Consider the following 24,854-nt stretch of genomic DNA (forward strand, 5'->3'; position numbering starts at 1 on the left):
ACGCGGCGACGACGCCGGCGTGCTCCACCGGAGAACGAGGAGATGATGAACCAGGCTCTTTCCCCCGAAGCGATACGCACCTTGCGAGAGGCTCTTTCGTGGAAATACCCGTCCGACGCCGAGGTGCGCCGGTTCCTCGCTGATATCAAGCTTGACGCGACCCGCATCGCCTTCCACAACCGAGCGGACCTCACCTGGCACAGCGTCCTCGACGAGGCGCAGAAGCGGGGCGCGCGGTGGGTCTTCGCGGTGCTCGACCGCGCCATCGAGGAGTACCCCGAGGACGAGATCCTCAGGCGCTTGCGCGAGGGCGCCGCGGTGCGCTACGCCGAAGGGCCGAGCATCACCTCGCTTCCGTGGCGGGGCAGCGGCGGTCGGGCGCTGGAGAAGATCCTCGGCGCCCAGAGCGCGCTCGTCCCGGTGAACTTCCTCCAGATCGGCACACGCCGAGAGCAGGCGGTCGCGCGCGTCAAGGTCTCCGACGGCTCGCTCGGAACGGGCTTTCTCATCCCCGGTGACCTCCTGGTCACCAATCACCACATCCTCGGGGACCGAGACGCCGCTGCCGACGCCACCGTCCAGTTCAACTACCAGAAGACGGTCGAGGACCGCGACGCAGAACCGGTGGAGTTGTGCTTCGACCCCGACGCCTTCTTCGTGACCTCCAGCGACGACGACTGCACGATCGTCAAGGTCGCGGGCGAGCCCTCCGCACACTGGGGGACGATCGCGCTCCAGCCGGCCCGGGTCGAAGTCGGCGAACGGGTCAACATCATCCAGCACCCCGGCGGCGATCAGAAGCAGCTCTCGTTCTTCCACAACCTGGTTGTTTACGTGGGCGAGGGCCGCGTGCAGTACCTGACCGACACGCTGCCCGGCTCATCCGGCTCGCCCGTCTTCAACAAGCACTGGGAGCTCGTCGCGCTGCATCACAGCGGCGGATGGCTCCTCGAGCCAGGAACCGAGGACCGCTTCTTCCGCAATGAAGGGATCCATGTCGATCGGGTGGTGGATGTGCTCCGCAGGTGCCGTTGAGGTACGGAGCTCATCAGCTGCCGAGCCAGACCAGAAAGCTTCATCCGCGAGGTAAAATTCAATGAAGCTCGCAATCGATCTTCCTTCAGGAGGTACACGATAATGAATCGAGTTATCCTTCTCTCGGGGCCTGTAGCGTCCGGCAAGACGACGCTCAGCGATGCCCTGGTGAACCGGTACCGGTTCAAGCGGCTCAAGACCCGCGATCTCATCCACGCGATGGCGGGGACGGCGGCGGAGCGGGGCGCGCTCCAGGAGGCCGGAGAGCGGCTGGATCGCGAGACTGGCGGGCTGTGGGTCGCCGAGGCGCTGACCAGGTCGGTTTCGCAGCTTGGGGAGAACGTGACGGTGGTCGTGGACGCGGTGCGCATCGAGGCTCAGGTCGACGCCATTCGGAGGGCGTTTGGCCTCCGTACTACGCACGTGCACCTCACGGCCTCCGACGGCATTCTCGCGCAGCGGTACCGAGACCGAAACCGTGCGGTGAAAGAGTTCACGTCCTACAACGAGGTGCGCGCCAACGCGACAGAGAGCGGGATCGAGAAGCTCAAAGACATCGCCGATGTCGTGATTGACACCGCGCGGAGTTCTCCTGAGGACGTCTTCGTCCGCGTCGCGAGCCACCTCGGGCTCTACGGCCGAGGCGTTGAGCAGGTCGTCGACGTGATCGTGGGCGGTCAGTACGGCAGCGAGGGCAAGGGGCACATCGCGTCGTATCTCGCGCCCGAGTACGATCTCCTCGTCCGGGTTGGCGGGCCGAACGCAGGGCACACCGTGTACGAGGAGCCGGAGCCGTATACCTTCCACCTACTCCCCTCGGGCACCCGGCGCTCCGAGGCGAAACTCGTGCTCGGTCCCGGCGCCACGCTCGATGTGAATACGCTGCGCAAAGAGATCGCGGACTGCCGGGTGCCACAGGGCCGGCTCTTCATCGATCCGCAGGCCATGGTCATCGAGGCGGCAGACATCACGTTCGAGGCAGAGAAGCTCACGGGCTCGATCGGCTCGACCGGACGAGGCGTGGGGGCGGCAACATCGCGCAAGGTCCTGCGGACGGCGGCGGCCCCGCCGGTCCGTCGCGCTCTCGACGTGCCGGAACTTGCGCCTTACATCCGGCCGACGCGGGAGGTCCTGGATGACGCGTTCTCTTCGGCCAGCCGGATACTGCTTGAAGGGACCCAGGGCACGGGCCTGAGCCTGCACCACGGCCAGTACCCATTCGTCACCTCACGTGATACGACGGTGAGCGGCTGCCTCGCCGAGGCTGGCATCGCTCCGAGCCGGGTACGCAAGACGATCATGGTCTGCCGAACCTATCCCATCCGGGTACAGAACCCGAGCGGCGGGACATCCGGAACGCTGGTAGGCGAGCTTGACTGGGACGAGATCGCGAGGCGCTCCGGCATCGACGTCGAGGAATTGCGAAAGGCTGAGAAGACCTCGACGACGAAGCGCAACCGGCGCGTGGGCGAGTTCGACTGGGCCCTTCTGCGGAGCGCGGCAAGCCTCAACGGACCGACCGACATCGCGCTGACCTTCGTCGACTACATCCATATCGCAAACAAGAACGCCCATCGCTTCGAGCAACTCACACCGGAAACCATCCGCTTCATCGACGAGGTTGAGCGCGTGACATCAGCGCCCGTATCGCTCATCACAACTAGGTTCCACTTGCGCGGCATCGTCGACCGGAGGAGGTGGTGATGGGAGTGACCCGCGAAACACTCGCGATGCACTACCCTCGCCTCTATCACATGGCCGAGGCCGGAAGCTGGCCTGGGATCATGCGCAACGGGCTGCTGAGCACAAGCGCGCTCCTGGACCTCTTCGAGGTTCGTGGACCGGACCGAGACGCCATCGAGTCCACGCACCGGCCCGGATCGCTCACGATCACGCACCCGATGCACGGGGCGGCGGTCATACGAGACCAGAAGCCCATGAGCGACAAAGCGCTCCGGCGCGCCCTTGGGGGCAGCCTCTCACCGGCCGAGTGGTACCGGCTTCTGAATGGAATGGTCTTCTTCTGGCTGACCGAGAAGAGGCTCAAGCGCCTGCTCGAAGCTGTAGAATATCGTGACAAACGACAGACAGTGCTCACGATCGATACAGCGCGGCTCCTCGAGCGTCACGGGCATCGCGTGCGGCTCTCGCCGATGAACAGCGGAAACACGAGACCCTATCCCCACCCTCGCGGACGCGACACCTTTCTTCCGCTCTCGGAGTACCCCTTCGAATCAAGAAGGATGCGCCGCCTTGAGCCTGCCGTCGAGCTCACCGTGGAATACTCGGTCCCGGACATTCGCGACGTCGTCTTGCACGTCGAGGAGACTGGCGGCGGACGCCCCCCGTCGGTGTTGTCGATGGCTGCGGTTAAGAAGTAGCTCGCGGGCAAGCCTCTGGGAAAGTGCGTCGTACTGGAGCTGCACGAGTGGGATGCGATGCACGTCTTTTTGTCCCGGGATGCGATCGTCACCGCCCCCGGACCGCTAAACACATTCATCAAAACCCACGCGATGCAAAAATATGAAAAGAAGCTACCGTAGCACACGCTGCCCCTCACCACCAATGCAGCGGACGAAGCACGCAGCTCCCAACGCCGGACGGCAAGGATCAGCGCCATGAAAACGAAGGTCCGCCCAATGAACATCAGACTTCTCAAGCCCAGCATGGCCGCCGCCAAAGACGCATTTCGAGATCCGACGTCGCTGACCAAACACCCCCTTAAGAAGAACATCGGCTTCAAAGGCTCCCTATTCCTCCCCGCCGTTCCTTCACACAAGCCGCCCGCCTGGGTCGACCTGCTCAACGAAGGGGTCGTGTCACCCCTCTCCCTGGTCAACGCATTCTCGTCGGCGGTGCTGATCGTGGAGACCAGCAGCCGGTTCTTCGCGATAAGCTTCGGATATGGGAGCAACCTGCTGCGCCAGGAGCTCATCGAGCGAGATTTCGGTCTAAAGGTGGCCCTCAACGCAGTCGACCCCGACGCGCTTCGCAGCGTCGACATGCACACCATGGAAGACCTGACGTTGCACACGAGACGTCAAGCAAGCACGGGCTCTCGTTTGTCGACGTTCGGAGTGGACATCACCCGGGATCTCATGCGATCCGTCACCGGTCGGCCGAGAGACGCAAACATCGGCAGGCAGGTCACAGGAGGCGACGCCCTCGCTCTCAACGCGGAGATCGAGTTCACCGGCCTCGGCGCCAAGTGCGACCGGCTGCTCCATGAGTATGGCAAGAAGGACTATCTCAAAGAGTTCGCATTCATCGATCACGTTCGGAAGATTCGCGACTCCAACTTAGGAGACGAGCTCGACCAGCTACTAGTCCAGGATCTACGCGCTGGCACCTCGAAGAGCGCTTACCTCGCCGCCCCGAAGCCCATCGAATGGGATCGGTTCGCGGCCTTCAATTACTCTACCGAGGGCCACGCGGACGATCACCCGGACTTGGAGCTCGCGCACTACCTCGACACGATAGACATCGGCGCGCTCTCCATCAACAAACTGAGGAAAGATCGCATAGGAATAAAGTACGCCGACGCCGACGTCACTCGAGAGAAATGGTCCGTGTATGACGCGCTGGTGTACGAGACGGCACACAGGGATGATCTTTACGCGCTATCAGCCGGAGAGTGGTACGTCATCGAGCAAAGCTACGCGCGTCAGATAGAGAGCGACATAAAGCAAATTCCCGGTTCCGGGCTGAAGCTGCCCGCAGCGAATCCGAACGAGGTGGAGAATGACTACAACAAGCGCGTCTCCGCCACGATGAAGGACATCGCGCTCCTCGATCGGGGGAACAAGAGAGTGACTGGCGCCAACGCTCCGATCGAATGCTGCGACCTTCTCACGCTCAGTGGACAGCTCGTGCACGTGAAGAGGAAGAACCGGTCCTCGACGCTCAGCCACCTGTTCTCGCAAGGCGTCGCCTCAGCCGAGGCGCTTTTCTGGGACGATAGGTACCGCAAGGAGATCGTCTCGCTGCTGACAGGCCACCCCGCCCATGCCGCCCTGCTCGCAGCTCCCACGTTCAACGCCGCGTCGTTCGAGGTCGTATACGCCGTCATCACCAAGCGCACGGCCACCTGGCCCGCATCTCTCCCATTCCTGAGCCAGCTCAACCTCGCAAACGCAGCAAGAATCTTGCGGCGAATGAGCTACAAGGTTTCGTTACTGAGAATTGACGTACCGTGACCCTAGTCTAGAGCGGCGGAACGAGCATCGCGGCCCTGATCGCCGCTATGCTCGTCTCCTCCGACCTTCCTGCTTGAGCGCTGCTCGACATTTCGCCAGTCCGGCGGCATCGACACAGACGTCCTTCGGGCGCCTGCTGTCGAGTCCTCGGTTAATCGCGTTCATCCAGTGATCGGCCCAGCGCGGATCTCGGTATATGATCGCCTCGTTGCGCAGCTCGTCTTGGAGGGTCTGGATATCCGCCTTCTGGTGCGCCACAGCGGACCGGCGCTCCTGCTCCGTCAGGAGCTCGAGACGGGCCGAGCGGTCCTGCTCCTCACTTAGTCCTCCCAGGGCGCTGATCGCAGCATTGCCCAGCGAACGCAGTGGTCGCTCCAGCCAAGCTGCACCGTCCATATCTCCGAGTGCGTCGATCACGTGTTTGATGAGCGCGCTCCTCCTCAGCGCCTCCACCTCACGCCTCTCTTCGGCAGCTTTCCTCGCCCTCTCCTCTGCCGCGAGGCGAGCCGCCTTTTGCGCGAGGCGATGCTCTTCGCGGCGCAGCTCCTGCTGCTCTTCGAGCGGTAGACCCAGGAGGTTCTTCTCTACGGGAGCGCCTGCCTCGTTCATCCGCTTCAGCCGATCGAGGTGCTCGATCAGTGAGTCGTAAGCCCATCCGCCGGCCATCGCCAGCGCGGCAGGTGATTTTTCGAGGCCGTGATGTGCGGTCTGCAGCCACCATCTCACGTCTACCCAGCACCCGCTTGGAAGCGAGCGCAGCACGTTCAGCTGCCTTTTGAGCTCGGCCACGCGGAGAAGTCCATCGTCGATCTTGCGCAGGCGCTTCTGGGCCTCCTGCGCAGCCGACGTGTCGCGAGACCACCCGTAACGCTGCTGCCGCAGGATGTGCCGCTCGGTGAGAGAGCCGAGATAGGCTTTAACGACCTCTTCGGGAGACTGAAACCCGGGTTCCAGAGCGCGGGTAGCCTTGGCTAGGTTATCGCTGATCGGCCTGACAAACCGGGGATGCACGAGGCCGCGGCGTCGCAAAAGGCTCAACGCTTCCGCACTGGTGAGAACGGTATCGAACAGGGATTTATCGCCAAGGATGAACCGGTCCAAGAGGAACGACTGCCACGCCTCGCTCACGACGGCGAAGCAAGCGCCCCCCGCGAGCTCGACTCCGACGAGCCCCGCCAGCCCGGCGCTGTGGACGCGGTCGATGTGCTTCTGTTCAGCCGGTGCCCTCCGTCGTGGCAGCGCAGCCGCGGTCTCGCGGAAGTACGCAACGAGCTCCCTCGCCTGCGCATCGAGGAGGCGACGTATCCTCTGCTCGCGCTCGCGTTCCTCCGCGACGCTGCGTTCGAACTCGGCGCGCAGCTGCTCGACCCTCTGCTCCTGGACGTTGTTGAACAACCACCTGCGAGGAGCGGAGGCGATGATGGCGTCCTCCATCTCCTTACGAGAGACGTTCCGGGGCATTCTGGAGAGGTCTATCTCGATGCCCGCCATCCTGCGCGCACGGATCAAGCCGATCTTCTCGGACTCGCAAAAGTGCGTGACCGCGACCTCGATGAGGAGCTCCTTGGTCTGCCCTTTTCGGGTGATCCGGGCGACCACGTCAGGGCGCATGCCCTTCAGCCACACCTCGACGACGACTTCGTCGGGCCTGAACTCCTTCCCGGGATGCACGGCCGAACGGAGGCCTTTGTACTCGGCCTGAACCGCGGGCAGCATCACCAGTTTTCTCTCGGCGATCACCTGCTTCGCAAGCAGGTGCAGCATCGTCTCGTAGGCCTCGACGCAGTCACGGATCGAATGATGAGCAAAGTGATGCGTCTTCTTCGTACCTTTATTGGCGACCAGCGGGCCCCTGCAAGCTGGGCAAACGCAGCCGCAGCCGAGCCCTGAGCTCACCTCCGAGATGTGCAAGAGTCGGCCATCTGGCGCCATCCCGTAGGGCAGCATCACGTCGCCGGCTTCGTCGCCGCCCCGCGCACCTCCAGAACAGGAAAGAACTCCACGCGGCACCTGGCCCTAGCCTCCTCGTATCCCGTGAGTAGCCGAACTATACCGCACTCAGGACGAGTTTGTAACCCACGCTCAGAGCTTCACGAGGTGATAGAACCAAGCCGTGGATGACCGCCGGGCAGGAGCGCGCGGGCGGAGAGTTCGTTGCCGCTCAGTCCGCGAAGGGAATAAGACGAACGGGGAGCGCCGACGCCCTCGCCGTCGACATCACCGCGGCCCGCCACATGGGCGTCGTCGCCCCGACCCTCTTTTCGATCCTCTCCGCCGCGTGTTCCTGGTTCGGCGACCCTGCCGGGCGGTCGAGGTCGCGGGCTAGGCTCCTCGGCGCGGAGGCGCCCCTGAGTTCGACCGGGTGGACGCCAGCGGGACCGACCCCACCCGCCGCCCACCGCCGCTAACCTTCCCAAGCTCGGCCACGCGCGCCTCGCTCCGGCAGCCGCGCCACTGGTAGGCGATAGACTCCCACCATCGCGCACCAGCTGCCCCGAGCGGCCCCTTCGCCGTGGTAGGCCCCTTCCTGCACTGGTCGACCTGTCCCCACCCTGCTCGACTCCGTTTCGACGGCCTCTCCGCCGCTCGCCCCCCTGGCGAGAGCCTCCCCATCACCTCGGTCCGCGATGCACTCGGTCTCCCGTACGACAAGATCCGCGTCCTGAACGCCTGGAAGCCGCCGCGCTCGTCCGAGTTCCTCGTGGCCCCTGGCATGAGGATGCTGAGGGCTGTACACGCCTGCTCGGCATCTCAAGAGGTTGCCCGTGGCAGCGCGACGTATGTTGATTCCGATGTTCGAGCGCTCACATGCGAACGACGACACCAATTATGGAGTCGTGGCGCTTCATCCGGAACTCCTCCTCGTAACCGCTTGGCGGCACGGCATCTGATCGCGATGCCCCCGCATTCAAGGCCGCGCCGGATCTCATCGTCCCCTCCGCTCACGCTCCCGGGCCAGGTCGAGCACTTCGGCCGCGGCCTCGCCCTGCGGTGACGTCGGCCCTCCGAGCAGCCGCCCGATCGCCTCGTGCGCGACGCGCGCCGTCTCAACATCGCCTGCCGCAACAGCTGCCGCCAGCCCCTCCCCGAGCTGCACAAGCAGCATCGCCCTCACCGACGCCCCCCTCGCCCCCGCCCCTTCTCCGCCCCGCTCTCCCCCCGCATCACTCCCCCCGATCGAATCGCCACGCGCCCCCTCTGAATCGTCACACCCCCGCTCCAACCGCGTCGATCCGTCGCCACCCCCCTCCGATTTCCCCGGCAATTATCCCGCTTCGCCCCCGTTCCCCCGCCCCAGAGCGCCTTTTAAATCCACCGCGTCTGCCATTTCGCCACGGGGACAAATGTTTGATTTTGCTTCTATTTTTGTCTCTGGCGCCCCGCCCTCTCCCTCTTCTGTGCCGCCTCCTGTGACGCTCCCGGCGAGCTGGGGGATCGCCTCGGCGAGGGAAGCTAGCTCGCCAAGGCCCAGCTCTGCAAACGTCCTGGCGGCTCGGCGGTACCTCGGGTCACGACGGAGCCCCGATGCCGGGGCCGGTCGGCGTGCCGGGTCTCGCTCCGGCGGTTCGCGAGGGCGACGGGGATGCCGGTCGCGCGCGTGTCGTGCGCGCGCACTTGCTGCCGCTCGTCCATGGCCTCGACGAGCTCCGGGCGGCCCATGCCGGCGAGCTGGAGGTGGCGCGGAGCCGCTCGGCGGCGTGCTCGAGGCTGAAGAGAGCGCCGTCCTCGTCGATGAAGAGCGGCGCGGAGGGCGCCGGGTTGCCGCGGAGCGCGAGCCAGGCGCGCAGCGCCTGCGGTACGCCGGGGAACAGCGCCCACGCGCGGGGGTCGTTCGTCTTGTTCTTCTCGAGGCGCAGGGCGTCGCGATCGAGATCGACGTCCTGCACCTGCAGGCGCGCCGCCTCGCTGATGCGTGGGCCCTCGCGGTTCAAGAGGCCCCAGAGGACGCGCCACCACAGCGGGATCGCGGTGCTGGCCAGCAGGCGCGCGCCCTCGTCGGGGTAGAGGCATGCCTTCGCCTTCGCGGCGCCGAGCTTCGGGAGAAAGCCGCGGGGGAGCGGGTTCGTCGCGAGGAGCCGGCAGGGGAAGACGGCCATCGCCATGAGCCGGTGCTGGAGCTGCGCGATGTGACGGCGCGACCGGACCGTCGTCGACCCCGGAGCCTGCGGCGTCGCGGACACGCGCCTTGGGTGCCATGCCGGCAGTTGGGGCGGGTTCGCTGCGAGGTGCTCGCTGACCGGCCGACAGCTGATGTGCATGGAGCTGCGGCTTAGCCGCCCGGAGTTCTCAAGGAGGAAGACCGGTTGTCCTGTTGAGGATTCCGCTGTTGCACCCGAAAGACGGGCAGCCGAGGACGGCTCTCATGCACGGGAGCTGGGTGATGACGAGCAGCCCTTTAGTGTACCTCTCGTTTACAACGTCTACCCGCAACGTCTGGTATGCTCGCAAGGTACCTTTCGCCCGCTATCCCCGCTCCGCCGCCGAGTTCGCGCCCGTGGTCGAGAGCAAGAGATCACCGACGAGGAGCGTGAGGCGATCGCAGCCCCGCTCTAGACGCCGCGCGCGTACTGGCCTGGCGTCGTGCCGACGATGCGCCGGAAGTGCCGGTTGAGCTGGCTCTGGTCGTAGAGGCCGACCTGCGGGGCGATGTCGCGCGGCCTCACGCCGGCGACGAGCATCTCCTTCGCGCGCATGATCCGCAGCCGCGTCAGGTACGCGTACGGAGACATGCCGACCTGCGCGCGAAACGCGCGGCACAGGTGGAACTTTTCGAGGCCCGCGTGCGCAGCGAGGTCGTCGAGCGTCACCGGCTCGGCGAGCTGCCCTCGCAGGAGCTCGATCGCGCGGCGCACCGGTCGCGTGTACTCGCACTGCGCGTCACCCACCGCCGCGAGCGCGCCGATCGCCTCGGCAACCGCGACCTCGAGCTCGAGACGATCGGCGCCGGCGCGCACCGCGTGATGCAGGCGGTGGAACGCCGCGCCCCGCTCGTCACCGGCGGCGAGCAGTGGAAGGACGCAGACCTTGCCGATCACGCTCTCGACAAGCTGCGCCGAGAACGCGACGCACTGGCCCGTGCCCGGGCCGTCGCGCGAGATGTCGCGGTGCACGTCGCCGGGTTGCAGGATCTGCAACGAGCCCGGGCCGCACCTCCACACCTTTCCGCGGCTCCACCACTCCAGGCGCCCAACCTCGACGCGAGCGATCGCGTACATCTCCTTCATGCCGGCGTAGAGCTCGTCGGTCGACCAGCGCGTAACGCGCACGCCGGGCACGGGGACAGCAACGAGGTCGGCACGGGTCGCCACGCCCCCATCTTATGACCGACGCGCCCCCTCGGCTTGGGCATTCTTGGCCGCCCTCTCGACCGGCCAAGAATCACCAAGGCAGCGCCCGCGGAGATCTCTAGCCAGGGGATATGCAAGACAGACCCGTCGCCCTGGTCACCGGGGCCAACAAAGGTATCGGCCACGCGATCGCGAAGGAGCTCGCGGCGCGCGGCCACACCGTGCTCGTCGGCTCGCGCGACCTCGCGCGCGGCGAGGCCGCGGCGAAGCAGATCACCGGCGATGCTCGCGCGATCGCGCTCGACGTCACGAACGCCGACTCGATCGCCGCCGCCGCAGCGCGGATCCGTCGCGAGCTCGGCCGGCTCGACGTCCTCGTCAACAACGCTGGCATCGCCAAAGGCGGAGCGCAGAGCGGGGTCACGGTCGACGAGATCGCCCAGAGCGGGAGGCCGAGCGTGGCCTCGCTCGCCGACGTCCGCGAAGTGTTCGATACCAACGTGTTCGGAGTGATCGCCGTGACCCAGGCGATGCTGTCGCTCCTCCGCGAGGCGCCGGCCGGGCGAATCGTCAACGTGTCGAGCCGCCTCGGCTCGATGACCTGGATCAGCGATCCCGCCACTCCGGTCCGCGGCGTCGGCGGCGTCGCGTACAGCCCGTCGAAGAGCGCGCTCAACGCGGTGACGATCGCGTTCGCGCAGGAGCTCGCCGGCACCGCGATCAAGGTCAACGCGGTGTGCCCCGGCTACGTCGCGACCGATCTCAACAACCACAGCGGAGCGCGCACCGTCGCCGAAGGCGCGCGCGAGCCGGTGCGGCTCGCGCTGCTCGGTCCCGACGGACCGACTGGCACCTTCTCGGACGACACAGGCCCGATCCCCTGGTGAGGAGACGAGCGCGCGCCGGCAACGAGGTCTCGATGACACGATAGATCGATCCGGCGCAAGCTCGCGGGCGCGGGCATATCGTCGGAGCTGCATGTGCACCCAGGAGCGCCGCACGGATTCGAGTCGATCGCGCCCGACGCGGACGTCACGAAGCGCTCGTGGGCCGATCGGTCGCGCGCGCTCGCGAGTCTCTGAACCTGGAGGGCCGCGCCTCACCTCGATGGGGTGGCGACGTAGACGCTGCGCCAGAAGCGTTCGAGAGCTCCCGAGAACAGAAAATCGGAGGATTGTGTCATCACTATCCCGATTAGCTCGCGGCTCGGATCATTGATCCAGGACGTCCCGAACCCGCCGTCCCATCCATAGCGCCCAGGCACCTCCGAGACGGCGTCCGGCGCGGTGAGCACGGCCATCCCATGACCCCAGCCATGCGTCTCGAAGAAGCCCGGGAAAAATGAAGACGCCGCTTTCTGGGCCGGTGTGAGATGATCGGTCGTCATCTCGCGCACCGAGGCGGCGCTCAAGATCCGCCGGCCCTCGTGCACGCCGCTGTTCGTGAGCATGCGCGCAAACAGGAGGTAGTCGTCCACCGTCGACACGAGCCCGGCAGCGCCCGAAGGGAACACGGGCGGGCTGGCGTAGGCGCTCTCGGCCCCGTCGCGATCCATGCGCGTCTTCGCCATCGTCTCCGGGTCGGTGAAGTGACCGCAGCCGGCGAACCGATCGAGCTTGTCCGCCGGCACGTGGAAGTCGGTGTCCCGCATCCCGAGCGGCGCGAGGATGCGCTCGCGCACGAACACATCGAAATCCTTGTCGGCCACGCGCCGCACGAGCACCCCCTGCACCAGGCTCCCCGTGTTGTACATCCACTGCGCGCCCGGCTGATGCATCGACGGCAGCGTCCCGAGCCGCCGGATCCACTCGTCTGGCCCGTGCGGCGTCATCGGTACCGGCTCCCCGTTGACGAGCTGGAGCTCGTCGATGGCACGCTGGATCGGCGACGAAGCATCGAACAGGAGTCCAAAGCCCATGGTGAACGTCATCAGGTCGCGCACCGTGATCGGCCGCTCAGCGGGCACCGTCTCGTCGATCGGACCATCGATGCGTGCCAGCACCCTCCGGTTCGCGAGCTCCGGCAACCAGCGGTCGACGGGGGAGTCGAGGTCGAGCTTGCCTTCCTCGACGAGCATCATCACCGCCGTCGCGGTGACCGCCTTCGTCATCGAGGCGATCCGGAAAATCGTGTCCCGCCGCATGGGTGTGCTGCCGCCGATCTCGGTCACGCCCACCGCGTCCGCGTGCACGTCGCCGCCGCGCGCAATCAGCCAGACCGCTCCCGGCATCTGCCCCGCCGCGACCTCTGCCCCCATCACCTCGCGCACGGGCGCCAGCGCGGCAGCCGGCCCCGCGCCGGCCCCTCCGCTCTGCCCTGGCCGCGCCTCCTCTCGCTCCACGTCCCCCCCACAGGCCGGCGCCACGATGCTGCCCAGAACTCCCATGAACTCTCTCCTTCTCATCATCATCGATGCCTCTCCGAGCGGGGACGCCTGTCCCTTGCGAAAGCACTGACTGCCCGCGCCCGAAAAAATCATCGGTGCCGAGACGATCGCCGCTGGGTGGCCAAGGTACGCCGCGCTACCACAACATCAGCAACGTCGGAGGACCCGCACGGGCTTGCCGGGCGGCGACCGCTGACCGCTTCGTTTCATGGGGTCAGCGCAGGGACTTGATTACCTCGTAGAGGGCGGTCCAGTTGTCGGTGCCGCGCCCGGCGGCGATCGCCCTGTCGTAGTGCGATTTGACCGCCTTGGGCACCTCGAGGTCGATGCCGAGCGTCTCGCTGGTGCGCACGATGTGATCGGCGGTGGCGCCCATCATCCGCACGGTGCTCAGGTCGCCGGGGTGCACGCCGGTCTCCAGGCTCTTGGCCAGCTCGTGCCCGCCTTCCATCATCACCGGGATGCCGGTGAACGTGTCGAACGCGTCGGGCAAGAAGTCGCCCACCGGCACGCCCGCCGCGCTCACCAGCGCCGCCGCCTGGAGGAGTCCCGACAGCGCGGTGAGGAAGACGGTCAGCTGCGCTTGGTACCACAGCTGGGCCAGACCGGGATCCTCGCCGACGTAGCGCGGTGCGCCGAGGAGTCGGAGCACCGAGTCGTGCTCCCGGAGCAGCGCCTCTGGACCGCTGTAGTACACATACGCGGCCTCGGTGCCGACCATCGGGGCGGGCACCATCACGCCGCCGGTCAGGAAGCTGGCGCCGTGCTCGGCGGCCCACGCCGTGGCCTCACGCGAGGCCCCCGGTGTATCGGAGCTGAGGTTGACGAGCACTTTGCCGGCCAGCGCGCCGGTGAAACCACCGAGGATGTCGTACATCGCCGGGTAGTCGGTGAGGCTGAGGAGGATCAGCTCGCTGGCCACAACGGCGTCGGCCGGCGTGGGCGCCAGCGTGGCTCCCGCAGTGACGAGCTCATCGGCGCGGCTCGGCGTGCGGTTCCATACCGTCACGGGGTGCCCGGCGTTCATCAGCGTGGTCACCATCGCTCGACCCATCGGGCCGAGGCCGATGACGGTCACCGGGGCGAGATCGTGAGATGCGTTCATCGGGTGCTCCTCAGTTCTTCGAAGATGCGGGCGAAGCCTTCCTTGCCGTGCCCGGCGGCGATCTGGCGGCGGATCATCTGGTGCACCGGTTGCAGCACCTCGGCGCTCACGCCCTGCTCGGTGCTCGCCGAGACGAGCTTGGTGAGGTCGGAGAACTCCAGACTTTGCTGACCCTCGCCCGCGTAGTCCTTGGCGTCGATGGTGGCGGCGAACCCGGCGAACGCGCCCGTCATGGCGGCAAGGAACGGGGTGGCGCGGGCGGCGAACTCGCTCGCCGACACCCCCTCGGAGCCGACCATCGCCGCGCCGTGCAGGAAGCCGGCGAACATCGCGTACATGCCGGCGAGCATCGCCAAGTCGTAGAGCGAGGCCATGCCGGCGTCGGCCCCAAAGTAGGTGCTCTCACCCCACAGGTCGAGCAGCGCCCGGTGTGCGTCGAACGCGGTCTGCGAGCCGCTGTAGAGGATCGCCGAACCCGGGCCGCCGATCATCTCGGGGACGGCCATGATCCCGCCATCGAGGTAGTCGATGCCATGGGACGCCGACCACGCCGCCAGCTCACGAGCCTGGTTCGGTGTGCTGGTTGTGAGGTTCACGAGGGTGCGCCCGCGCAGGCTCCCTGCGGTCGGGCCGAGCACCTCGTGGACCGAGGCGTGATCGAACAGGCAGGCGACGATGAGGGGGCTGGCGAAGACGGCAGCCTCGGCGGAGCCCGCTGCGGCAGCGCCGCGAGCGACGAGGGGCCGTGCCCTGGCGGGAGAGCGGTTCCAGACGGTGGTGGGGTGCCCGGCGTCGATCAGCGCGGCAGCGAGAGCGGAACCCATCGCGCCGAGGCCGAGCACCGTAGTCGGGGTGGTGTCGTTGCTCATGGCAAGCCATCCTTTGCTCGCACCCCCGAGCTGACAAGTACCTACTTTTTTGTTGGATACACACCTTTTGGTAAGGATCGAGCGGACGCAGTCATGACACAGAGGAGCTCGATGGCAACGACAGCGAGACGTGGTCCGTACATCTGCGGTATCGACGCCGCGATGGACGTGGTGTCAGGCAAGTGGAAATCGCTGATCCTGTGGGAGCTGAACAATTACGGCACCCGCCGCTTCGGCGAGCTGAAGAGTGGCCTGCCGGGCGTCAGCGAGAAGATGCTCATCCAGCACCTGCGCGAGATGGAGGAGGACGGACTTGTCCATCGCGAGGTGTACCGCGAGGTGCCACCCAAGGTCGAGTACTCGCTCACCGAGCACGGCCGCACGCTCAATGAAGCCCTCCGCCCGCTGGGCGACTGGGGCGCCGAGCGGGTGAAGCGCCTCGAGGCCGGCCAGCGATGATCCCGCCGGGATCTGGGCAAGAGGGCTCGGAGATCGCCGCCGACTTCCCGGAAGCCGCGTCTAAAAAAAACGAGGGCGACCGATGAGTTTTCGCCGCCGCCCCGGTCTCAAGGGGAACGTGCCTCGAAGCCTGGGGCACCCACCTCGACAGGAGCACCGACGATGAAACTGTACGAATTTGCGCCGACGCGATCCATTCGTGCCCGCTGGACGCTGCAGGAGCTGGGGGTCGACTTCGAAGCCATCGAAGTCAACCTCGTCGCGGGCGATCATCACCGCCCCGAATTTCGCAAGATCAACCCCGTCGGCAAGGTGCCCGCGCTCGTCGACGGAGACTTCGTGGTCACCGAGTCGGTGGCGATCGCGCTCTATCTCGCGGAGAAGTACCCGCAAAAGCGCCTTTTGCCCACCGATCTACGGCAGCGGGCCGAGGTCGACCGCTGGCTTTTGTTCACCGTGACCGAGCTCGAGCAGCCGCTCCAGCGCATCGTCAGTCACACGTCGCTCTACCCCGAGGCGCTGCGCCTGCCTTCCGAGGTCGACCTCGCCGGCCGCGAGTTCAAAGAGATGGCCGCGGTGCTCGAGGGGCACATGCAGGGCCGCCAGTTCGTTGTGGGCGACGGCGTCACCGTCGCCGACTTCGTGCTCGCCTACACGCTCGACTGGGGAAACGAGGTCAAGCTGCTGGGCGATTGCCCCAAGCTCATCTCTTACATGGAGCGAATGTACGCTCGCCCCAGCGCACCGCCGCGTATCGCACAGGCCGTGGCGAGCCTCGCGGCCAGGTAGGTCGCCTTCGCCCGCGCCACGCGGGCCCCTTCGCCATCGCCGGCAGCATTTGCGGGCTTGAGGTCTCTGTGAACGACGCCTCGCCGGTGGATTTCTGTTCACACCCGCGCCGGCGCGGGTCTGCCTCGAGGAACGCCGGCGGAGGGCCGGCCTCACCCGAGGAGCAGAGCCATGACTCGCATCGATCCGAGAGCACACCTGTGGACCAAGGCGGCGCGGACCCTGACGGCGCTGGGCGCCCTGCTGGCCGGGGCGGCCGCCCCGGCCAGCGCGCGCGCCGAGATCCTCGCTTACGACGAGCACGACGGCGAGGCGGGCGGCGCCGTCGGCTGGACGGACGATTGGCCCTTCGCGCGGGCGGGCGGCGAGCTCGCGCAGACCTACGGCTACTGGCGGCGCCGGTTCGCGGCCCCGCTGTCGGCCGCGCACGCCACCCGGTGGATCGCCGTCACCGGGCGCATGGCCGCGCCGTCCGCCGGCTACGCGTACCACGTGCCCATGGGCGTCAGCTCCTGGACGACCGCCCACCAGCACCACGGCCTCCATTTCGACACGTCGAGCCCCGCGGGCCTGCTCGTCGACGGCGCCGGCCCGACGAGCGCCATCGCCGGGACCACGCAGCAGACATGGCTCGCGCGGTACGTCTTCGGCCCCGCCAATGCGAGCGGCCGTCACGGCGCCACCGTGAGCATCTGGGCCGGCTCCGGCGCCGGTCGCCGCATCGATCCGGGGGCGCCGCCCGCCGTCGTCCGCACGCTCACCGACACAACGCTGGACAGCCTCTATTCCGGGCAGAGCGACGCCCAGAACATCTTCTTCGTGGAGCGCGAGAGCGTCGCCACAACGGCCCGGGAGGCGCTCGCCGCGCCCGAGCGCGATCTCTACGTCGTCGCGCACCAGGACGACGATCTGCTCTTCATGAACCCCGATATCGCGGATTCGATCCAGGCAGGGAATTTCGTGCAGACCGTCTACGTCACCGCGGGCCTCGGCGGCAATGGCCTGCCCGTCATGGACGAGCGGGAGGCCGGGATGAAGGCCGCCTATGCGGCGATGGCTGGCCTCGCCAATGGCTGGAGCTGCGCCGAGGCCGCGGTGCTGGACAAGGAGCTCGTGCGCTGCGCGCTCGACGGGAGCGCCGGCCGCGTCGGGCTCGTGTTCCTGCGGCTCCCCTCGTCCCCGGACACCGCGCTCCTGAGCGACCTCTGGAATGGGGGCGCACCGACCGTGCCGCGCGTCGACCGCACCGACGATGACCCCGCCGGCGAGGTCCCCGTCGATTACACCCGCGAGGAGCTCATCGCCGTCCTCTCGCGCCTGATGCTCGATTACCGCGCGAGCCGCGTCGGCACGCTGAACAGCGACCACGGCCACGCCGGCGACCACACCGACCATTACTATACATCGATGTTCGCGTTCGCCGCGCACCAGGCCTACGCCGCCGGGCACGCGCTCCAGACCTACCGGGGCTACGACATCTCCAACGAGCAGGCGAACGTCGCCGACGCCGAGTTCGACATCACCTGGGACGCATTCCGGTGGTATGCGCAATGCGACCGGTTCACCTGCACGGACATGAGCGCGTGCGGCACCGGGACCACCTGCGACCCGGACAAGCCGGACTATCGCGCCTGGGCGCGGCGCCGGTACGTGGGATCGGCCATCGCGGGCGTCTCGGGCCGCCTCGGCGCGCCCGGGGGCAAATGCCTCGCTGCCGTCGGCACGTCGAACGGCGCGCCCGTGGTCCTCGCCGATTGCTCCACGGCCTCGGCGCAGCCATGGACCGTCGCGGAGAGCCGCATCGGCGGCATCGGCGGGCGCTGCCTCGGCGTCGCCGGCGGCAACACCGCGAACGGCGCCCTCGTGGTGCTCGAGAACTGCGCCGAGACCGCGGGCCAGGGGTGGACGATGCTGGACGGCGGCCAGATCCGCGGCCTCCAGGGGAGGTGCCTCGCGGTCGCCGGCGGCAACACCGCGAACGGCGCGCCGGTGCAGATGATCGACTGCAATGGCGGCGAGGCACAGCGGTTCGCGATTCAGCTCTCGGCGCCCACGCGCTGGTCGTCCGGCAACGATTTCTCGGACGCCCAGATCGGCACGAGCGAGTCCACCACCCGCACGGTCCGGCTCGGCGACGTGAACGGCGACGGCAAGGCCGACGCGTGCGTGCGGCGCGCCGACGGCGTGTATTGCGCGCGCAGCAACGGCGCAGGCGGGTTCCTCCCCGCGCAGCGGTACACGACGGAGTTCTCCGACGCGAACGGCTGGCAGCCCGCGAGATACGGCAACACGATCCAGCTCGCCGACATCGACGGCGACGGCAAGGCCGACGTCTGCGGCCGCGGTATCCACGGCATCCTCTGCCAGGTCGCGAACGCCGCCGGCGACGCCTTCGTGACCTCCGGCGGCGTCTGGTGGACATACAGCTTCTCCGACGCGGAGGGATTCGCCGACGCACCGAGCCATTACCGCTCGATCCACCTCGCCGACGTGGACGCCGACGGCCACGCCGACGTGTGCGGCCGCGGCGCCGACGGGGTGCGCTGCGCGATCAACACGAGCGCCGGGAGCTTCGGGGCGGCGACGCTCTGGCTCGCCGAGATGTCCGACGCGAACGGCTGGCTGCCGGAGCGTTACGGCGCCACGCTCCAGCTCGGCGACATCGATGGCGACGGCGCGGCGGACGCCTGCGGCCGCGGGCCGTCGGGCGTTGTGTGCGCCGTGGCGAGCGCTTCCGGCCCCGGGTTCGTGCGGCCGCACGTCTGGTCGTACAGCCGCGGCGGCGCGCCCGATTACGGCGACGCGTCCGAGTTCGACGCGGCGCCGGGCCACTGGGGGAGCCTCGGCCTCGGCGACGTCGACGGCGACGGCGACGCCGACCTCTGTGGCCGCGGCACCTCCGGCGCGCTGTGCGCCATGTCGAACCGCCTCGATTTCGGCGCGGCGCGCCCCGCTTCGCTCGGCGCCTTCGGCGATGCCCAGGGGTGGCTCCCCGCGCGGTACGGGGCGACGGTGCAGCTCGGCGACGTCGACGGCGACGGCCGCGCCGATCTGTGCGGCCGCGCGTCGGACGGCCTCTGGTGCGCGCTCGCGCCGTGAAGCGGTGTCCACGGTCGAGGCGTCGATCCCGATCACGATGAGCGCCGTCGCACGGCGGCGGGCTCGTCGACCGCGGAGGGTCGGCGGACGATGATATCCTCGGCGCCACGATGTCCGTCGATCGAGAGCACCTCGAGCGCGAGGTCCGCGAGCACTGCGAGAGCGGCGCCGTCACGCGGGCCGCCGAGCTCGCCATCCGCGGCTACGGGCCCGAGATCCTCGGCTTTTTGACCGCGCTCCTCCGCCGCGAGGAGGACCCCGACGACGTCTTCTCGCTGTGGTGCGAGCGCATCCTGCGCGGGCTGCCGACCTTCGCGTGGGAGTGCTCGTTACGCACCTTCGCTTATACGATCGCGCGGAACGCGGCGAAGAACCACGCCCGCGACAGGCGCGCCCGCGACAGGCGCGTGCGCCCCTCGGTCGGGACGACGGAGCTGAGCGCGATCGAGCAGCAGGTGCGCACCGAGACGCGGCCCTACCTGCGCACCGACGCGAAGGACAAGCTCATGGAGCTGCGCGAGGCGCTGCCGCCGGACGATCGGATATTGCTCGTGCTGCGCCTCGACAAGGGGCTGGAGTGGAAGGACGTGGCGCGGGTCATGCTCGATGAAGAGGCGGTGGTGGACGAGGTCGCGCTGAAGCGGGAGGCGCAGCGGCTGCGCAAGCGCTTCCAGACGGTGAAAGATCAGCTCGTCGAGGCGGGCCGGCGCGCGGGGCTGTTCGGCGAGGGGTGACTGGCTTCACGTGTCAGAAATCTCGCCGGAAACACCGGTCGATGACGAGCGGTCGCCGGAAACAGTCGAGATTTTCATCCCTCGCTCGACGCGGCGCTCCAAAGGAGACCCGCCAGCCTCGTCCTCCCTCGGGATCGAGGACAGCCGCAGGCCGGTCGATTGGAATTGACATCCAACATGTGAACGCTCACATTGGCCGGAAAGGGCATCCTTTTGCTTGGGCGATCGACGGCGTGCCGCCGGGGTCCGTATGGAGTCGCTATGAAAACCAAATCGAGTTGGGCTTTCACCTGGGCCGCGCTGGGCATGATTGTCGGCGCTTGCGGCGGCTCAATTGACGACGGCAACCTCGGGGGAAGCGGCGGAGCCCCGGCGGCCACAGGAGGGAGCGTGAGCGGCTCGGGCGGCGAGCAGGCGGGCGCCACCGGGGGGCCTCTGCCTACGGGCTCGGGTGGCTCACAGAGCACGACCGGAGGGTCTGAGCCCTCCGGCTCGGGCGGAGGAGCGCCTGCCGGCGGCGGGGAAATGGCGGGCGGGAACGGAGGCTCGGGCGGCGGCGGCGGCGGCTTTACCGGCACGTGCACCGAGTCACAATCGGCTCGTCAAAACATGTCGGGGAGCGGCCCTCATGAGGTGGTCGTCGAGACGAATTCAGACCCGGGCATCAACCAGGGCACCATATTTCGTCCGGCGGATCTCGGTAAAGACGCCAGGTATCCGATCTTCGTCTGGGGGCAGGGCGGATGTTCGCGAGACGGGTTCGCGACTGAGGCGGCCATGGCCGAGATTGCCTCGCACGGCTACTTCGTGGTGGCGGACGGGACACCGGGAAACACGGAGCCCAACCGCGAGCTCGGGGGCGGAGGCGACGTGCTGCTCGCCTACATCGACTGGGTGATCGCCGAGAACGGGAAGCCTTGCAGCGCCTACTACCAGCGTATCGAAGCCACGAAGGTCGCCTCGAACGGCTTCTCCTGCGGCGGCTTGATGGCGGCGGGGACCGCTGCAGATCCCAGAATGACGACCTGGGGACACACGAGCAGCGGCTCTTTCTCGGCGAATCAGGCATTCTACGACTCGATTCATACGCCCGTGTTGATCGTCACCGGCACCGAGGATAGCCTGGGCGCGGACGAGAACGGCGCGAGAGACTTCGAGAACATCGCCGCCTTGGGTGATATCCCGGTCATGATGTTCGCCAAGGTAGGCGCGGATCACGGGGGCGATCTGTGGGCTCGGAACGGCGGCGAGTTCACTCAAGTCAACCTGGCGTGGCTCAACTGGTGGCTCAAGGGCGACGAATCGGCCACCGGCAAGGGCATGCTCGTCGGCGCGAGCTGCCGCTTCTGCAGCGACAGAAGCTGGAATATCTCTTCTGCCAATCTGCTTTAGAGTGGATCGCCAAACCGCCTTGCTCCGAGGAGCAGGGCGGTTTGACCGGCAAGGCGGGCCCCGCGAGCCGTGGCGTGAACGCGCCCGTCGATGCGTGGATAAGCTGTTTGCCACGTCGCAGGGTCATGGGGCCCCCCGTTGCAGGGTCATCGGGCCAGGGGGCCGCCCCCGCCCTTCACGGGCTGGCCCCATGAGGCCGCAAGCTGGCACGACCGCGAGCGGGAGCAGGACCGTCGGGCGCTGACAGGCGCGCGCGCGGCGCGGCTTGTCCTACATCATCGCCTCCTCCTCGCCCAGGCTGCGCCTCGCGCGCTCGCGCTCCGTTGTTCCACCTTGACAGGTGAACAGTACTGCGCAAAAGTTCGACCGGGTATGCCCTGCGCCCGCACCCCCTTCGAACGAGGAGACGACAATGCCCATGATCGGACGACAGTGCACACGCGATGGCAGGACGGTCTGCCTTCGGATGAGTCAGACCGATCTGCCGGTGAATCAAGAGGAGCCCGGGCTCACGCTCGTGTACGGGTGGTCGAGCGAGGAGCGCCGCGCGCAAGGGCTTCCAGCTTCGATCCAGGGAGTCGAGCTCCGCACCGACTCGGGCAAGCTCCTCGCGTTCGACTACTGCCCGTTTTGCGGCGAGAAGTTTGCGGGGAGCGCGAGGAGCGTCCGAGCGCCCGTCGCGCGGCGCACCGCTTCGGTAGGCGCCCGCACCGAGTCGCCGCCGGTGGTGGCTGAGCGCGCGCAGCGGGCCGGGCGCGCGATCGAGGTCGTGCCGCCTCCCCCTCCGAGCGCACCGGCTCCGAGCGCACCGGCGCGCGCGCAAGCGGCGACGGGCTCGACGGCGCTGAAGATGCTTCGCGAGAAGCTCGGACTCTCGCAGGCCGAGCTCGGCGAAAAGCTCGGCCTCGCGCGCAGCTCTGTCGCCAACTACGAAAACGGACGGTCACCGCTGTCGCAGCGGCTCCGCAAGTGGGTCGCAAAGCACGAAGCGAAGCTCACCGAAGGGCGAAACGGCGCAGCCGGCCGCGGGAGCGCGGCCGCCTAGCACAGCGTTCCCCGAGTTCGTCCCTGGATCTGCGAGACGACGCAGAGGCTGGCCTTCACGGCGCAGCACGCGCTCGAACCCACCGTCGAGCTGTTCTCCATGGCCGGGGCGAACAGGGCGCTCGACCCCACCCGCCGGGGCAATGCGCGGTTCCGCACCGTGATGTCCGGGCTGGCGCGTAGGACTCGCCCCGCGCTCGAGACGACAAGTTTCAGCTGAAGTACAGCTGGATCGTCGTCTCCTGCCCGCTCAATCCACGACGACCTTCGCCGTCGTGAACTTGACTGTCCCGCTGTTGGACTGGGCCTCGAGCAACAGCTTGACCTCGTGCAGATTCCCCAGGGGAAGGCCGAGCGCTTCCCACTGGGTGAAGTGTTCGGAGACGGAGATGGTGCCGCACGTGCGAGCCGTCCGCCGGATGCTGAAGTACTGATCGAACGTTTCACTCGAACCCGTGATGGCCGGCTTGTTCACGCGGGTTTTCTTCCACACGTCGTAGGTCTCGCCATCGGCAGTGAGCGTGCCCACCTCGTCCCGCGGCGTCCCGTCGGAAGAAAACCCTCCCGGCTTCTGGCTCCCCCAGTCGTCGAGGATGTAGAACTCGCGCAGCGGGTTGACGGTCCAGCCGTAGATGCCGATGTACGTGAAGCCGCCGGCCTCCTCCGTCTTTGTGTGCGCGAACTCCGCCGAGAAAGTGCCGATCTGGGTGTGCTTCTGGGTTTGGTTGAAGTCGAGCCCGACGCGCGCCAGGAAATCCTCGACGTTGTTCCATTCCGCGCTGAACGTGGCGTCGACGCCGTGCACGGTCATGCAGCCCGACCCGCCTCCTTCCGCCCAGAGCTCATAACCGTAACCTCTGCCCGCATTGCCTCGGCTGTTCGAGCAATACTCCATGCCTCCGGTCAGGGGTGTCGCTGGCGGGCAGGTGTCCGCGCCGGCGCCCGTGGACCCGCCGCCGCCGCCGTCGCCGGTGGAGCCACCTCCACCCGTCGCGCCGCCCGCGCCAGGGAGCCCACCGCTGCTGCTCGCGCCGCCACTCCCCGTGACGCCACCGGTAGCCGGGCTAGCGCCCGCGCCCCCGGCGCCCGGTGGGCCACCGCTTCCGCTCCCGCCGGTGGATCCTGCGATCGATCCGCCGCTCCCGGCTTCGTCCTTCACCTCCCCGGAGCCGGCACAGCCCGTGAAGGCCGCGCCAGCCAGGCAAGCGACGAGAGTACCCAGCGACCAGGGGGACGGAACGAGAAGCTTCATGGTCGGAGCATGCCAGGGTCTGCACATTTTGATCAAGCGAGGCGAACCGTTTGAAGGATGGCTCGTCGTCGGGTTGGTGCATCGGGCAGAAGTTTCCAGACCCGCGCAAACATCCACTTCACTTCGTCGCGCCCGACACTGCCGAGTGAGGATCAAGGTCCCCGCTCACCTCACAATCGTCGCCCCCGCGCGGCGTCGATCGCTCGAGGGCCGGCGCTCCTGTCACGCCCTATCGTGCGACGGGCATGGGTCAGCGACCGCAGCTCGGCGGGCGGGAGCGGGCGCCGGCCGGCGAGCTGGGCACAGAACGCGCGAAAGCCGCGGGTCACGTAGTACGCGTGGAGCTCGCTCGGCATGAGCTCGATCACGCGCCGGTGGAACGCCGGGAGCGCGTACCAGGGCACGCCGAAGCTCGCGTGGTGCTCGAAGTGGTAGTTGATGTTGAAGGGGGAGGTCAGGATCGACGTTGCGTAGAAATACGTCCGCGTACGCAGATAGGGATCGGCCTCGCGGGAGAGCCCCGAGCCGTGCTCCTGGGCGATCTTGATGAGGTTGAGCAGCGCGGTGACGTTGAACGAAAGGACCATCACGACGGGCACCTGGAAGCCCGCGAGCTTGACGCCGAGCGCACCGAGGCCGACCCAGATCGCGAGCCCTGCGCCGAGGCGCGGCAGGCTGACCGGGTAGCGGCGCGAGGGGTTCAGCGCGAGCGCGCCGCCCGGGAGCAACAGCCAGCGCATCCGCGCGAGGAGCCGCCGGCCATCGAGCGGGTCGGGGTTCTGCGGGTCGCGATCTGGGTCGGTGGGGTGGAGGTGGTGCGGGAGGTGGCCCTTCTCCCAGTGGTTCTCGTAGTCCGTGAAGAGCATCACGCCGAAGAGCCACCCGATCCGGTGGTTGAGCGCGCGCGAGCGCCTGGGATCGGCGAGGAGCACGAACATCTCGTGGCTGCACTCGTGGATCACGAGGATGAACAGGCCGAAGAGCATGCAGCCGAGGAGCAGGCTGCCGATGGGCACGTAGAGCCAGACAGGCACGCTCTCGCTCGCTGCCCCCACAAGCCCACCGCCGCAAATCAGCGCGGCGAGGCTCAGGAGGTTGATCGCGTTGTGCCGGATCCGAGGTTGTCGAGTAGAGTGCAGCTCTCGCCCAGCGGCGATGGCCTGCCGCAGCCATTCCGGGTGCTTCATCGCGGTCCTCCAGCGGAGA

General features: G+C 67.6%; 20 protein-coding genes. 11 read left to right on the top strand and 9 right to left on the bottom strand.

Annotated elements, in window-relative coordinates; translation table 11 throughout:
* The first annotated feature begins 45 nt into the window (after positions 1–45).
* From WME75_RS32115 to WME75_RS32130, 4 genes are all read left to right on the top strand, one after another.
* On the top strand, positions 46–1,035 hold the full coding sequence (locus tag WME75_RS32115) for a trypsin-like peptidase domain-containing protein (protein WP_437479025.1): 990 nt from the start codon (positions 46–48) through the stop codon (positions 1,033–1,035).
* 102 nt (positions 1,036–1,137) lie between these two features.
* Positions 1,138–2,739, top strand: coding sequence for an adenylosuccinate synthetase (locus WME75_RS32120; protein WP_437479026.1), 1,602 nt, complete (start codon positions 1,138–1,140; stop codon positions 2,737–2,739).
* Positions 2,739–3,416: a DUF7002 family protein gene (locus WME75_RS32125; RefSeq protein WP_437479027.1), complete on the top strand. Its 678-nt coding sequence runs from the start codon at positions 2,739–2,741 to the stop codon at positions 3,414–3,416. Before WME75_RS32120 ends, WME75_RS32125 begins: the two co-directional genes overlap by 1 nt.
* 237 nt (positions 3,417–3,653) lie before the next feature.
* Positions 3,654–5,231, top strand: a complete 1,578-nt coding sequence (locus WME75_RS32130; protein WP_437479028.1) for a DUF6119 family protein — start codon at positions 3,654–3,656, stop codon at positions 5,229–5,231.
* Between the two features lie 45 nt (positions 5,232–5,276).
* Here the strand turns inward: WME75_RS32130 and WME75_RS32135 are convergent, their stop codons facing one another.
* The 4 genes from WME75_RS32135 to WME75_RS32150 all read right to left on the bottom strand — a co-directional run bounded on the left by WME75_RS32135 (position 5,277) and on the right by WME75_RS32150 (position 10,540).
* Positions 5,277–7,178: a hypothetical protein gene (locus WME75_RS32135; RefSeq protein WP_437494966.1), complete on the bottom strand. Its 1,902-nt coding sequence runs from the start codon at positions 7,176–7,178 to the stop codon at positions 5,277–5,279.
* Between the two features lie 979 nt (positions 7,179–8,157).
* On the bottom strand, positions 8,158–8,337 hold the full coding sequence (locus WME75_RS32140; protein ID WP_437479029.1) for a hypothetical protein: 180 nt from the start codon (positions 8,335–8,337) through the stop codon (positions 8,158–8,160).
* Positions 8,338–8,740: 403 nt separating this feature from the next.
* Positions 8,741–9,412: a tyrosine-type recombinase/integrase gene (locus tag WME75_RS32145; RefSeq protein WP_437479030.1), complete on the bottom strand. Its 672-nt coding sequence runs from the start codon at positions 9,410–9,412 to the stop codon at positions 8,741–8,743.
* 369 nt (positions 9,413–9,781) lie between these two features.
* A complete protein-coding gene (locus WME75_RS32150) occupies positions 9,782–10,540 on the bottom strand; it encodes a helix-turn-helix domain-containing protein (protein WP_437479031.1) in 759 nt (252 codons plus the stop codon).
* 110 nt (positions 10,541–10,650) lie between these two features.
* On the opposite strand from WME75_RS32150, the gene WME75_RS32155 reads away from it, so the two are divergent.
* Positions 10,651–11,406, top strand: a complete 756-nt coding sequence (locus tag WME75_RS32155; protein ID WP_437479032.1) for an SDR family oxidoreductase — start codon at positions 10,651–10,653, stop codon at positions 11,404–11,406.
* Between the two features lie 212 nt (positions 11,407–11,618).
* Here WME75_RS32155 and WME75_RS32160 read toward each other — a convergent pair whose 3' ends face one another.
* The 3 genes from WME75_RS32160 to WME75_RS32170 all read right to left on the bottom strand — a co-directional run bounded on the left by WME75_RS32160 (position 11,619) and on the right by WME75_RS32170 (position 14,879).
* On the bottom strand, positions 11,619–12,905 hold the full coding sequence (locus WME75_RS32160; RefSeq protein ID WP_437479033.1) for a serine hydrolase domain-containing protein: 1,287 nt from the start codon (positions 12,903–12,905) through the stop codon (positions 11,619–11,621).
* A gap of 214 nt (positions 12,906–13,119) precedes the next feature.
* On the bottom strand, positions 13,120–14,010 hold the full coding sequence (locus tag WME75_RS32165) for an NAD(P)-dependent oxidoreductase (protein ID WP_437479034.1): 891 nt from the start codon (positions 14,008–14,010) through the stop codon (positions 13,120–13,122).
* Complete coding sequence (locus WME75_RS32170; protein WP_437479035.1) at positions 14,007–14,879, bottom strand: NAD(P)-dependent oxidoreductase; 873 nt, start codon at positions 14,877–14,879, stop codon at positions 14,007–14,009. The genes WME75_RS32165 and WME75_RS32170 overlap by 4 nt, the downstream gene beginning before the upstream one ends.
* A 111-nt stretch (positions 14,880–14,990) precedes the next feature.
* Between WME75_RS32170 and WME75_RS32175 the strand changes: the two genes are divergently transcribed.
* The 6 genes from WME75_RS32175 to WME75_RS32200 all read left to right on the top strand — a co-directional run bounded on the left by WME75_RS32175 (position 14,991) and on the right by WME75_RS32200 (position 22,397).
* The gene (locus WME75_RS32175; protein WP_437479036.1) at positions 14,991–15,338 is read left to right on the top strand and encodes a winged helix-turn-helix transcriptional regulator; all 348 of its coding nucleotides are present in this window, start codon (positions 14,991–14,993) and stop codon (positions 15,336–15,338) included.
* Positions 15,339–15,500: 162 nt separating this feature from the next.
* Entirely contained in the window at positions 15,501–16,127 is a 627-nt protein-coding gene (locus WME75_RS32180) for a glutathione S-transferase family protein (RefSeq protein ID WP_437479037.1), read from the top strand.
* 171 nt (positions 16,128–16,298) lie between these two features.
* Positions 16,299–19,226 carry an FG-GAP-like repeat-containing protein gene (locus tag WME75_RS32185; RefSeq protein WP_437479038.1) on the top strand — a complete coding sequence of 976 codons (2,928 nt, stop codon included), beginning with the start codon at positions 16,299–16,301 and terminating at the stop codon, positions 19,224–19,226.
* 110 nt (positions 19,227–19,336) lie between these two features.
* Positions 19,337–19,960: an RNA polymerase sigma factor gene (locus WME75_RS32190; protein WP_437479039.1), complete on the top strand. Its 624-nt coding sequence runs from the start codon at positions 19,337–19,339 to the stop codon at positions 19,958–19,960.
* Positions 19,961–20,221: 261 nt separating this feature from the next.
* Positions 20,222–21,352 (top strand): alpha/beta hydrolase family protein, encoded by a 1,131-nt coding sequence (locus tag WME75_RS32195; protein WP_437479040.1) that lies wholly within the window; start codon positions 20,222–20,224, stop codon positions 21,350–21,352.
* Positions 21,353–21,818: 466 nt separating this feature from the next.
* Entirely contained in the window at positions 21,819–22,397 is a 579-nt protein-coding gene (locus WME75_RS32200) for a helix-turn-helix domain-containing protein (RefSeq protein WP_437479041.1), read from the top strand.
* A gap of 249 nt (positions 22,398–22,646) precedes the next feature.
* Here the strand turns inward: WME75_RS32200 and WME75_RS32205 are convergent, their stop codons facing one another.
* Entirely contained in the window at positions 22,647–23,675 is a 1,029-nt protein-coding gene (locus WME75_RS32205; RefSeq protein WP_437494968.1) for a glycoside hydrolase family 11 protein, read from the bottom strand.
* A 143-nt stretch (positions 23,676–23,818) separates the two neighbouring features.
* Positions 23,819–24,835, bottom strand: a complete 1,017-nt coding sequence (locus tag WME75_RS32210; RefSeq protein WP_437479042.1) for a fatty acid desaturase family protein — start codon at positions 24,833–24,835, stop codon at positions 23,819–23,821.
* Between the last annotated feature and the right edge of the window lie 19 nt (positions 24,836–24,854).

It is taken from the genome of Sorangium sp. So ce1014, assembly GCF_051521505.1.
Lineage (GTDB): Bacteria > Myxococcota_A > Polyangia > Polyangiales > Polyangiaceae > Sorangium.